The organism is Carnobacterium sp. (genome assembly GCF_040274425.1).
Genome location: NZ_JBEMBC010000001.1, coordinates 58,276 through 70,237 on the forward strand (window position 1 = coordinate 58,276; position 11,962 = coordinate 70,237).

Sequence of the window (11,962 nt, forward strand, 5' to 3'; positions counted from 1 at the left end):
TAAAAAGCTAGTAAGAAAGTGGGATTACTCCACTTTCTTACTAGCTTTTTTTGATTTAATGTGAATCTAAGGCAGATAACGTTTTTTTGCGTTTATTTTTATAAGATTTATTTTCTAGCAAGACATAGCACAATACATCTAAAATAAAATGAATCGGCAATTGGCTGTTGATAAATTGGTCATCTGGAATGGACGTTCGACCTGAAGCAAACAGTACTTGATCGGCAATTTCTGTTAAAGGTGTGTGGTTTTGATTGGTAATGACAAAAACGGTAGCATGTTCTTTTTTTGCTATAGTACAGGCATCAATGACAGCTTGTGTTTGTCCATAATTCGAAATAGCGATCATCAAATCATATTTTTTTAACAATACGGCGTCCATTAACATCATATGGGGATCGGTTACGACGTCAACGATCAAGCCCATTCTAACTAACCGATACTTCAATTCCATAGCACTTAATCCGGAATTTCCCACTCCACAAATTAAAATCTTATTGGAAAGATGAATTGCTTCCACAAAATCAGTAATCTGTTGTGTTTCAATCAATTGAGATGCAGAGTTGATCAATTGTGTGTAATAGCTGGCAATTTTAACAGGCACTTGTAAGGGCAATGGGTTCTCACCTAATTCTTGAGTTACAAATGTTTTAAATTCACTAAAATTTCGATAATGTAATTTTGAACAAAAACGAGAAATAGTAGCATTGGAAGTCTCTGTTAAACGTGAAAGATCTTTAATATTCCAAGACTCCACATCATTTTTATTTTCCAATATAAATGCGGCTACGTGTTTTTCTTTTTTTGATAGTAGCGGATAATTTTGATTGATTCGATTAGAAAGATCAAGATTGTTTGTCATAAGTAAAATAACCTGCCTCTAAGTCCTTTTTTTTAAGGATACCATTTATAACGGATGTTTACAAAAGAGAAATAAATAAAAAAAAGTCAAATAGAAGTCTTTTATTATTTCATCTTAGGCGTGTTTTAAAACTAGTTTGTCAAGAGGGAAGCCGCCGTTAGATAAACAAAGGCTAAATAAAATGTTGCGATAGGCCGATACTGATTCGAAAATGGTTCGATTCGATAGTGAGAAGGAAAAAGAATGTCGACTTAATGTAGAATCTCATTTGAGTAGGCGCAATAAAGCTTAATTCGATTAACTCAGAGTAGTTTTCCGTTTGAGTAGGCGCAATAAGGCTTCATTCAACTAACTCGGAGTAGTTTTTCATTTAAGTAGATACAATAAGGCTTAATTCGATTAACTCAAATCCGCTTTCTATTTGAGTAGGCGTAATTGGCTTCAGTTTGAGCAATTAAGAACAGAATCCCAATGAATTGACCGAATTTAAGGTACAATGCCAAAAGAATCTACTAGAAAGGTCTGCGTTAGGTGATACTTGCTGACTAAATGCGCTTCTAGTAAACCCGTATCGCGCCATAAATAAAAGCGGATATAAACCGTTTCCTTGATCTTAGCAATCTTTAGGCAGACATTTAATAACGTTCAATGCTCATCCTGATCACTCCTATTTTCTTTTATTACTCCAGATATACCAAAAATCAGGTTCATCCTCAGTTTTCAAACACAACCTAAGAAATAATGCAGAGAAAGTTTATAAACAAATCATTCTTTCTTGCAGCATTGAAGTGTTATACTGAAATTGTATATGGTAAAACGATTCCAATTTAATTTAGAAAGGAACGGTGTTATTTTGAAAAAGTATGATGCGATTATTATTGGATTTGGTCAAGGTGCTCGTACCTTAGCAACTAAGTTAACAGCGAATAAATGGAAAGTAGCATTGATTGAAAAAAATGAATTGATGTATGGCGGTTCTTGTGTCAACATCGGTTGTATCCCTACTAAGATCTTAGAACACGATGCAAGGGAACAAATAGATTATGCTACGGCATTAAAGCGCAAAAATGAGGTAACTCAAAGAAATCGAAATACGGAATTTACAAGTATGCAAAAAAGTGAACAGGTTGATTTGTATACTGGGACAGGTTCATTTAAATCAAACCATGTCATAATCGTCGATTTAGGCGATCAAACGGAAGAACTTGAAGCAGAATATATTTTCATTGGTACTGGTTCAGAAAGTAATTATCCACCAATTGAAGGATTAAAAGAAACAAAAGGAATCTACAATAGTACAGAACTTCAGTCACTGCCTGAAGTACCTAAATCTTTAGGCATTATTGGTGCAGGGAATATCGGATTAGAATTTGCTTCTATTTATGAAATGTTTGGTTCAAAGGTCACTCTTTTTGAAACGGGCGAACAATTCATGCCAAAAGAAGAGCGAGAAGTAGCAGAAGCTGTTCAACAAGTTCTGGAAGACAAAGAGATCACGATTCAGCTAAATGCAAGAACGAATAAAGTTTCAAATGAGAAAGACCAAGTTAAGCTTGAAACAGAGGACAATAAGGAATTTTTATTTGATGCTGTTTTAGTCGCTACCGGTCGCAAACCCAATACTGCTTATTTAAATTTGGAGAATACAGAGATTGTTGTTGATGAAAAAGGCGGAATCGAAGTGAATGATTATTTGGAAACCGCTGTTGAACATGTTTTTGCTTTAGGAGATGTTAAGGGAGGTTATCAATTTACGTACATCACGATTAATGATGCTAAGTTAATTGCTGATTATGTATTAGGCAAAGGCAATCGTAAACGCTCAGAACGCCAGCATGTCCCTTATTCTATTTTTATAGAGCCGTCATTTGCTCGAGTTGGTTTAACCGAAGCAGAAGCAAAAGAGCAAGGGTACCAAGTGATTACCAACACTGCTCCCGTTAGCGGAACAACTCGCTCAGATGTTATTAATGATACTAGAGGATTGTATAAAGCTGTTGTAAATAAGGAAACAGATGAGATTTTAGGAGTCACTCTTTTCGGTGATCAAGCTCATGAATTGGTCAATCAAGTTAAGATGGCAATGGATAATCATATTCCTTACACTTATTTGAGAGATCAAGTCGTAACACATCCTGTTATGTCTGAGATTTTTAATACTTTATTTGATCTTTAAAAAAAAATTCTTTTCACTTTAAATAGTGAAGAGAATTTTTTCTTGGATAACGAATCATGTAAAAACGAATAAGAAATAGAAAAAGTGGATAAGTGCTGCGAATTTACGCATAAACTTATCCACTAAGAGCAATAATAAACCAAATAATTTTAATAATTTGGTTTATGGTCATTAGAAATTAACTGGTAATTGATCGTGTAATTTTGATAGTTCCAGTTTTCTGATGTCTCTAGGCAAAAAACAACGGATGTCTTCTTCGTTATAACCGACGAGTAACCGTTTATTATCGACAAGAATAGGACGCCGCATTATACCCGGATGTTGCTGAATGAGTTTCAACACTCTTCCTAAGGGCATTTCTTCTATGTTGATATTCAATTCTCTGAAAGCTTGAGAACGTTGCGAGATGATTTCATTTGTTCCATTTTCCGTTAGTTGCAAAATTGCTCTCAATTCTTCATCAGTTATCTTTTCAGTGAATACATTCTTTTCAGTAAATGGAATGTCATGTTCTTCTAACCATGATCGGGCTTTGCGACAAGAGGTACAACTAGCAGATGAATATAACGTAATCATGTGTAACCCTCCTTCTCAATTTCATTGAATAGTAGTATACTATCTAATAAACGTAAACGTTTTCAATCAAAAGCTTAAGTGAAATGATCTTAAAAAGCAATCATTTTGCCTACAGTTAACTAGATGAAAAAAACTTTTTTCTTAACAATTTTGATTGTAGACTATTAAATTGTTCGTTAAAATGGTAAATTTAATTTATTAGGACAATTAAAAGTGAACAACAATAAAATTAAGTGCGGCATAATATAATAGAATGAGGGAGATAAAATGGGAAAAGAATTGAAAAGAACACCTTTATTCAATTATTATAAAGAGAATGATATTAAATTAATGAATTTTGGAGGTTGGGCTTTACCGATTCAATTTTCCAGTATAACAGATGAACATAAAAACGTACGTGAAAAAGCTGGTTTATTTGACGTCTCACATATGGGGGAGATCCTCGTAAAAGGAACAGGATCCGAAGGGTTTCTAAATCATTTATTAACGAATGATGTTTCAAAACTCACAGTTGGTCAAGCCCAATACAACGCCATGGTGTATGAAAATGGTGGTACAATTGATGATTTAATTATTTTTAAATTAGATAAACTAGGATACTTAGTAACTCCTAATGCTTCGAACACAGAAAAAGTTTTTCAATGGATGAAAAAAAAATTGGTCGAAGATGTTATCTTGGAAAATAGGTCTGAAGATATTGGGTTGATTGCACTTCAAGGACCATATGCTGAGCGAATTTTGCAAAAACTAGCAGATGATGATTTAAGTAAACTTAAACCATTCCATTTTTTTCAGCATGTTGCTTTAAAAGATATTACGTCGGTACTGATTTCTCGCACGGGGTACACTGGAGAAGATGGTTTTGAAGTGTATTTGGAAGCCGATGAAACTGAAAAATTATGGCACCTTATAGTAGAAGCCGGGATGGAAGATGGTTTACAGACTTGTGGATTAGGTGCTCGTGACACTTTGCGTTTAGAAGCGAGTTTATCTTTATATGGCAATGAATTATCAGATGAGATTTCCCCTCTTCAAGGAGGAATTGGATTTGCCGTTAAGACTAAAAAAGAAGCTGATTTTATTGGTAAGGCTGCTTTAACAGCTCAACTAAAAAATGGAGTGGATAAGAAAATAAAAGGTCTTGAACTCATAGGAAAAGGAATTGCACGACATGGATACAAAGTGTTTGATGAAGCTGGTTCGGAAATTGGGGTAATCACTTCGGGAACCAAATCACCAACACTTGGCAATAGTATTGCATTAGCTTTATTGTCTACAAACGGAAATGAAGTTGGGACAAAGGTGAAGATTGAGATCCGTAATAAATTGGTGGATGCTGTAATTGTGCAACTACCGTTTTATAAGAGAGAAATCGAATAAAAAAGAATGAAAGATAAGGGGTGTTTTAACCATGACAGAGAATAGATTATACAGCAAGGAACATGAATGGATATTACCATTAGGGGAAGATGCAGTACGTGTTGGGATTACAGATTATGCTGTTAAACAACTGGGAGACGTTGTCTATGTAGAAGTACCAGAAGTGGACGCAGAAGTCTCTATTGGTAGTGAAATGGGTACGGTAGAATCCATCAAATCGGCTTCAGAGATTTTTGCGCCGGTTACAGGAATTATTCTAGCAGTTAATGAAGAATTGGAAGATGCTCCAGAATTAGTAAATGCTTCTCCTTTTGAAGAAGGTTGGTTTGCTGAGATCCAATTAGAAAATCCAATTGAATTAGAAGGACTACTAAGTGAAGAAAACTACCAAGCCTACGTTGCAGAACTGGCAATTGAAGAGGAGGCATAAGCGATTGAACGAATTCAGATACTTGCCTGATACTGCACAAGATCAAAAAGACATGTTAGACTTTTTAGAAATTGAGTCTGTTGAAGAATTATTTTCAGATATTCCAAAACATATCACCTTAAACGAAAAATTGGACATTCCATCTGCTCTTCATGAATCAGCGCTAACAAAAAAGATGAGAAAATTAGCAGCTAAAAATACTACTGCAAATGAGTACAGTCTCTTTTTAGGAGCAGGAACTTATGACCATTATATCCCAAGTGTAGTGGACCATGTGATTTCTCGTTCTGAATTTTATACGGCCTATACGCCTTATCAAGCAGAAGCCAGCCAAGGAGAACTGCAAGCTTTATTTGAATTTCAAACAATGGTGTGTGAATTGACTGGTATGGATGCAGCGAATTCTTCTTTGTATGATGGATTTACTTCACTTGGAGAAGCTGCTACGTTAGCTATTGGAGCTACAAAGCGTTCTAAGATTCTTATCTCTAAAGCTGTTCACCCTCAAGGAAGAGAAGTTTTGCAAACTGTTGCAAATGGTCATGAGTATCGAGTTGAAGAGATTGATTTACTTAATGACAGCACTAATCTATCTTTATTAGCAGAACAACTAGATCATGAAACAGCAGCAGTTGTTGTCCAATACCCTAATTTTTTTGGCTCAGTTGAGGATTTAGCGGCAATAAAAGAACTGGCAGCAGCAAATAAAGCTTTACTTATTGTTATGGCGAATCCTTTAGCTCTAGCTTTGCTTGAATCACCTGGTAAGTTAGGAGCGGATATTGTTGTGGGGGACATGCAACCCATGGGATTAGCCATGAATTTTGGCGGGCCACATTGCGGTTATTTTGCAGTTAAGAAGAAATATATGCGTAAAATACCCGGACGTATTGTTGGGCAAACTACGGATATTGAAGGGAAGCGTGGCTTTGTTTTAACTCTTCAAGCACGCGAACAGCATATTCGTCGTGAAAAAGCGACTTCTTATATGAGTTCAAATCAAGCGCTAAATGCTCTAGCTTCATCTGTTTTCATGTCTGCTTTAGGTAAAGAAGGCATAAAGAAGATGGCACAACTAAATATTGAAAAAGCTTCTTACATGGCGAAACAATTGGAGAGTAAAGGTTTTTCAATCAAGAATAAAGCAGCCTTTTTTAATGAATTTATTGTTCAACTAGATAAACCAATTGAAGAAATCAATCAGGAGTTGCTTCAAAAAGGATTTATTGGGGGATATGATCTAGAGCCTGATTATGGCTGGGAGAATGAGGTTTTAATAGCCGTTACGGAACAACGTACAAAAGAGGAAATTGATCAATTTATTGAAGTACTGGAGGGGATGACTAAATGACTGAATACAATGAATTGATTTTTGAAATAAGTCAACCCGGACGTACTGCTTTTAGCCTTCCTGAAAGCGATGTTCCTTCAATTGATTTGACGGCTAAGTTTCCGGAACACTTGGTTCGCCAAGAGCCAGCTGACTTGCCAGAAGTATCAGAACCTCAATTGATGAGGCATTATACGTCTTTATCAACGAAGAACTTTGGTGTGGACAATGGCTTTTACCCACTTGGTTCATGTACGATGAAATACAATCCAAAAATTAATGAAGATGTCGCTCGTTATGACGGATTCGCAGCGATCCACCCATTTCAACCAATTGAAACTGTTCAAGGGGCTTTTCAATTACTTTATGAGTTACAAGAAGACTTGCAAGTTATATCCGGCATGGATGCCATTACTTTGCAACCAGCTGCTGGTGCTCAAGGGGAATGGACGGGGTTGATGATGATGAAGGGCTATCACTCTAAAAATGGTGATAGAACAACTAGAACGAAGGTTTTAGTTCCAGATTCTGCTCATGGAACAAATCCTGCTAGTGCTCATGCCGCCGGTTTTGATGTTGTAGAAATCCCTTCTAATTCGAATGGAACAGTGGACTTAGTCGCATTAAAGAAACAAGTTGGCGACGATACTGCTGGTTTGATGTTGACCAATCCGAATACACTAGGTATCTTTGAAAAAGACATTATAGAGATGGCTGAAATCGTTCATCAAGCGGGTGGACTTGTTTATTATGATGGAGCAAATTTGAACGCTATTTTAGGTCAGACAACTCCGGGAATGATGGGTTTTGATATCGTTCATTTGAATTTACATAAATCCTTTAGTACTCCACATGGAGGAGGAGGTCCAGGTTCTGGTCCAGTAGGGGTCAAGGAATTTTTGATTCCTTATTTACCTGTCCCACGAATTGAAAAACAAGAAGACCAGTACGTCTTAAATACGGACTATCCTGATTCTATTGGTCGAGTAAAAGGCTATTATGGAAACTTTGGGGTCAATGTTCGTGCATATACGTATATACGCACAATGGGGCCTGAAGGATTAAGACAAGTATCCGAAAGTGCCGTATTGCATGCCAATTATTTGCGTAAGAAATTAGAACCTTATTACGACACACCTTATACTCAATACAGCAAACATGAATTTGTTTTATCCGGGTCAAGACAGAAAAAACTTGGGGTTCCAACGACTAATATTGCAAAACGGATTCTCGACTTTGGCTATTACGCTCCAACGGTTTATTTCCCTTTGATCGTGGAGGAAGCATTAATGATTGAACCAACGGAAACGGAAACAAAAGAGACGTTAGATAAATTTGCAGACGCATTGATCCAAATTGCTAAAGAAGTAGAAGAAACACCAGAATTAGTGTTGACCGCACCGCATACAACATTTGTAAAACGCCTAGATGAAGTGAAAGCTGCAAGACAGCTGATTGTTAAGTATACACAAGAATAGAATGCAAACACCCCAACTTCGTAAAATTACGAGGTTGGGGTGTTTTGTTTTAAAACCAAACTTAATGGTTTATAGCTATATGGATCTAAACATTTTTTATACTATGATTTACATCACTTTTGTTGGGTTCAAACGACCGTCTGGATCAAAAACTTGTTTGATTTTACGCATGTAAGTTAAATAATTTGGATCAGTCATTTTAGCAAGATAAGGTTTTTTGATAATTCCGATACCATGTTCTGCAGAAGGGAGTCCACCAAGCTCTTTAATTTTTGCGTACATTTTAGTTAATACATCATCACGTTTTGTTTCCCACTCTTGTTGATCTTCTATTGTTCCACGCGCAACACAAGTATGAAGATTTCCATCACCTGCATGGCCAAAACTGATCATACTTAAGCCGCTTTCTGCTTCCAATTGTTTCGTATATTGGTATAGCGTAGAAAGCTGATTAATAGGAACCGTTTCATCCATCGTTACTTGTTCAGTGTAATTTACTACTGCTGTTAACAAAGAATCACGTAATGCCCATGCCGTTTTCTCTAGTTCAGGAGTTTCTAGGATAATGATCTCTAACACATTGTGAGGCTGAACACTTTTTTCAAGTAATTGAACGCGACTCATAATTGCTTCTATGCTATCGCCATCTAATGTTGTTAATAGATACGATTCTCCTTGTTGACTAGGAAAAAGCACACCATTTTCTTTTTCACTCAATTGAATCGTTTCTCTTTCAAAAAATTCAAGAGCAGTTGGATCAACTCCGTTTTGCAGAATGGATAAAACAGCATCAGTCGACTCTTTAAGAGTAGGAAAAGCGACAATAAGGGATAAACTAGCTTTAGGCAATGGAATGACCTTTAACTTGATTTGAGTAGTAATCCCAAGTGTTCCTTCAGATCCAATAAATAAATCTTTTAAATCATAACCAGAACTATTTTTGATATTTACACTGCCTAAAGTTAATTCTTCACCAGTTGCTAAAACAACATCTAGTTGACGAACGTAATCTCTTGTTACACCATACTTAACTGCGCGCATGCCGCCAGCATTAGTAGCAATATTTCCGCCGATAGAAGAATTTTTTGAGCCCGGATCAGGTGGATAAAAGAAACTTTTACTTTCGACGTATTCTTGGATTTCATTAAGCAGTACGCCAGGTTCAACCGTTAAAGTTAGTGTTTCTAAATCTAAATCAATGATTTGGTTCATTAGATGCAAATCAATAATCAATTCATTTTGAACTGGAGCGGTTGCACCAGATAAACCGGTACCTGCTCCACGAGCAATAATAGATAAATTCTCTTGATTAGCAAATTTAACTAACGCAATAACTTCAGCTTTAGTTTTAGGCAATGCAACGCCATAAACGCTCTCAGCGCGACCTACATATTCATCAAACAAGTATTTTTCAGGAACTTCTTTCCCTTCAAAAACACGGGTTGAATCGGTAATGATCTCTTTTAGTGACATAAAAAAATCTCCTTTTGAGTATGAAATGGATAAGTAATTTAGTTCTTACATTCATTAGTGTAGCACTTAACTACTAGAGAATGCAATTGAATTATAGCATAAGAATGCTTTGAAACGTTGCTAAATCAATGATTTTGAAAATGGTATAGGTCAATTTTGTGAAAAAAGTTAATGTGTCATTCTTTTTATAAAATAATTGGAAACAAAAATAAAAAAGGATAGAAATGGAAATCTCAAATCCTTTTTAACTGTCTAGAAAGTTAATACAGAATGTGTATTAGGTGTTTCCTTTGTAGAATTAGGTGTTAAAAGCATATCTTCTAATGTTTGTAGTCGGTGAATCTCATAAGTTGGAATATGTGTTACATTTATAGGTACTTTAGGATTAAACCAACATGTATCGATTCCAGCATTGATTCCACCTTGAATGTCAGAAGATAAAGAATCTCCAATAATTAATGTCTTATCCGCAGTATGGTGAGGGATTTTTTCAAAAACATGATTAAAAAATTCTTTCATCGGTTTTTGATAGCCAACTTCTTCAGAAACAAAGATATCTTTGAAGAAAGTGGTCAGTTCTGAGTTGTTTAGACGAATGAACTGTGTACGTGCAACACCATTCGTTACCACATAAAGGTCATACTGTTTGGCTAATTTCTGAAGTAAAGATTTCGCGCCATCAATCAATACGGCACTTTCTTCTAAAGATTGTCTGTATAAGTTATCTAAATGAACCCCATCTAAAGTTAATCCCACTTTTTCAAATAAAATCGAAAAACGAGTATGCAATAATTCTTCCCGTTTAATTTCTCCCTTTTCAAAAGAAGACCATAATTTTTGGTTCATTTCTTGATAAAAATGCTTAATATCATCCGTTAAAACAACGTCGTGTTCATTAAATAATTTTTGTAATGCATAATTTTCAGCTGCTTTAAAATCAAGCAGTGTATCATCTACATCAAATAAAAGTGTTTGATATCGTTTCAAATGAGTAGCCCCCTTTAATAAAATAATTGTTTTACCTAGTCTCTAAAAAAGTATACCATTTATCTTGTGTAAAGATAGAAAGTTCAGCATAATAAAGTTAACTAAACAAATTTAAAGGGTGGGCGAGATGAAAGAAAAACAAGTTATATTGAATGGGGATAGTTCTGATGTTTTGGAATATTTTAAACAAAATTTAACTGTTGATAATTATGAACAATCGACTACATACGAATTTAATTTTGAATATGGAAAAGGCTATTTAACCGTTTTTGAAAAATATTTTTTCAGGAATGACAGCGTAGCAAGTTTGACCCTACATATACACCCATTAGAAAATGCACAAGTCGAAGTGATTATAATCGTATCAGGCAGTGAATCTGGAATTTTCAAAATAGATTGGTGGATAGGAAAATCTATAATGAAAACAATGGATAAATTGATAGAGGAACTTAGATAGATAAAAAAGCAAGTTGACTAAGTTTCAATATGAGAATAAAACAATCGTTTTCCTTTTAACGTATAGGTGTACTCAATCATTTTTGGTATACTACAAGCAGTAAGTGAATGAGAACAAAAGGAAAGGTTTGATGGAATGAGAAAATTTTTCTCATATAGTTTACTATTGATCATATTGATTGGTTTTGGCTACTGGCTTGGCAGTTCGACTATTTTAGAAGGTACAAAAATTAGTGATACTATCTCTCTAATGGAGAATAAATTGAAAGATAATCCATTAGTACTTGTAGAAGAGTCCCCAGATATTAGTGAACAAGAACAATCAACGAGTGTGGATTCAACAAGCAAGAATGATTTAACAGAAAACGATGAAATTGACGTTGCAGTTGTGGAGAAACGGATGTTAGAGTTATTAAATGATTTAAGAAGTGAAGTGGGTGTTGCACCAGTAAGTTCAAATGATCAATTAAAAAAAGCAGCTAATATACGAGCAATTGAAACAGAAGAATCGTTTTCTCATACACGTCCAGATGGAAAAGCTACTTTTACCGTATTAGAAGAGCCGGAAGTTAACTATTCTTACCGATTAGCGGGAGAAAATTTAGCAATGGGAACTAATTACCTATCGGAAAAAGAAATGACTGAATGGTTGTTTAAAGGATTAAAAGATAGTCCAGGACATTATGAAAATATGATAAAAAATGATTTTGAAGAAGTAGGAATTGGAGTTCATTATGATGGTACCAATCTTTATATTGTTCAAATTTTTGGAACACCGTTATAAAGAAATTATGAATAAACCCATTAAGTAAAT

11 protein-coding genes are annotated in these 11,962 nt (G+C 35.2%); 7 read left to right on the plus strand and 4 right to left on the minus strand.

From position 1 onward, the window contains the following. Positions 1-55 precede the first annotated feature (55 nt). Positions 56-862 (minus strand): MurR/RpiR family transcriptional regulator, encoded by an 807-nt coding sequence (locus ABS911_RS00295; RefSeq protein WP_350465720.1) that lies wholly within the window; start codon positions 860-862, stop codon positions 56-58. An 853-nt stretch (positions 863-1,715) separates the two neighbouring features. Here ABS911_RS00295 and ABS911_RS00300 point away from each other — a divergent pair. After that, positions 1,716-3,038, plus strand: coding sequence for an FAD-dependent oxidoreductase (locus ABS911_RS00300; protein WP_350465721.1), 1,323 nt, complete (start codon positions 1,716-1,718; stop codon positions 3,036-3,038). A gap of 171 nt (positions 3,039-3,209) precedes the next feature. Here ABS911_RS00300 and spxA read toward each other — a convergent pair whose 3' ends face one another. Then, positions 3,210-3,614: a transcriptional regulator SpxA gene (spxA, locus tag ABS911_RS00305; protein ID WP_350465722.1), complete on the minus strand. Its 405-nt coding sequence runs from the start codon at positions 3,612-3,614 to the stop codon at positions 3,210-3,212. 267 nt (positions 3,615-3,881) lie between these two features. On the opposite strand from spxA, the gene gcvT reads away from it, so the two are divergent. Genes gcvT through gcvPB form a run of 4 tightly spaced genes read left to right on the plus strand, consistent with a single transcriptional unit; the run spans position 3,882 to position 8,232 of the window. Beyond that, on the plus strand, positions 3,882-4,994 hold the full coding sequence (gene gcvT, locus ABS911_RS00310; RefSeq protein ID WP_350465723.1) for a glycine cleavage system aminomethyltransferase GcvT: 1,113 nt from the start codon (positions 3,882-3,884) through the stop codon (positions 4,992-4,994). 31 nt (positions 4,995-5,025) lie between these two features. After that, positions 5,026-5,424, plus strand: a complete 399-nt coding sequence (gcvH, locus tag ABS911_RS00315; protein ID WP_350465724.1) for a glycine cleavage system protein GcvH — start codon at positions 5,026-5,028, stop codon at positions 5,422-5,424. A 4-nt stretch (positions 5,425-5,428) separates the two neighbouring features. Beyond that, on the plus strand, positions 5,429-6,775 hold the full coding sequence (gcvPA, locus tag ABS911_RS00320) for an aminomethyl-transferring glycine dehydrogenase subunit GcvPA (protein ID WP_350465725.1): 1,347 nt from the start codon (positions 5,429-5,431) through the stop codon (positions 6,773-6,775). Beyond that, a complete protein-coding gene (gene gcvPB / locus ABS911_RS00325; RefSeq protein WP_350465726.1) occupies positions 6,772-8,232 on the plus strand; it encodes an aminomethyl-transferring glycine dehydrogenase subunit GcvPB in 1,461 nt (486 codons plus the stop codon). Before gcvPA ends, gcvPB begins: the two co-directional genes overlap by 4 nt. A gap of 108 nt (positions 8,233-8,340) precedes the next feature. Here gcvPB and ABS911_RS00330 read toward each other — a convergent pair whose 3' ends face one another. Then, positions 8,341-9,705 (minus strand): FAD-binding oxidoreductase, encoded by a 1,365-nt coding sequence (locus tag ABS911_RS00330; RefSeq protein WP_350465727.1) that lies wholly within the window; start codon positions 9,703-9,705, stop codon positions 8,341-8,343. A 252-nt stretch (positions 9,706-9,957) separates the two neighbouring features. Beyond that, on the minus strand, positions 9,958-10,692 hold the full coding sequence (locus ABS911_RS00335; protein ID WP_350465728.1) for a YjjG family noncanonical pyrimidine nucleotidase: 735 nt from the start codon (positions 10,690-10,692) through the stop codon (positions 9,958-9,960). Between the two features lie 127 nt (positions 10,693-10,819). Here ABS911_RS00335 and ABS911_RS00340 point away from each other — a divergent pair, with 127 nt between their 5' ends. Continuing rightward, positions 10,820-11,149 carry a DUF6054 family protein gene (locus ABS911_RS00340; protein WP_350465730.1) on the plus strand — a complete coding sequence of 110 codons (330 nt, stop codon included), beginning with the start codon at positions 10,820-10,822 and terminating at the stop codon, positions 11,147-11,149. 135 nt (positions 11,150-11,284) lie between these two features. Next, positions 11,285-11,932, plus strand: a complete 648-nt coding sequence (locus tag ABS911_RS00345) for a CAP domain-containing protein (protein WP_350465732.1) — start codon at positions 11,285-11,287, stop codon at positions 11,930-11,932. Positions 11,933-11,962 lie beyond the last annotated feature (30 nt).

Excerpts from the sequence above, each read along its gene's own strand:
- spxA (WP_350465722.1), bottom strand. The coding sequence starts at position 3,614 with ATGATTACGTTATATTCATCTGCTAGTTGTACCTCTTGTCGCAAAGCC.
- ABS911_RS00330 (WP_350465727.1), bottom strand. The coding sequence starts at position 9,705 with ATGTCACTAAAAGAGATCATTACCGATTCAACCCGTGTTTTTGAAGGG.
- ABS911_RS00345 (WP_350465732.1), top strand. The coding sequence starts at position 11,285 with ATGAGAAAATTTTTCTCATATAGTTTACTATTGATCATATTGATTGGT.
- gcvT (WP_350465723.1), top strand. The coding sequence starts at position 3,882 with ATGGGAAAAGAATTGAAAAGAACACCTTTATTCAATTATTATAAAGAG.
- gcvH (WP_350465724.1), top strand. The coding sequence starts at position 5,026 with ATGACAGAGAATAGATTATACAGCAAGGAACATGAATGGATATTACCA.
- ABS911_RS00295 (WP_350465720.1), bottom strand. The coding sequence starts at position 862 with ATGACAAACAATCTTGATCTTTCTAATCGAATCAATCAAAATTATCCG.
- ABS911_RS00340 (WP_350465730.1), top strand. The coding sequence starts at position 10,820 with ATGAAAGAAAAACAAGTTATATTGAATGGGGATAGTTCTGATGTTTTG.
- gcvPB (WP_350465726.1), top strand. The coding sequence starts at position 6,772 with ATGACTGAATACAATGAATTGATTTTTGAAATAAGTCAACCCGGACGT.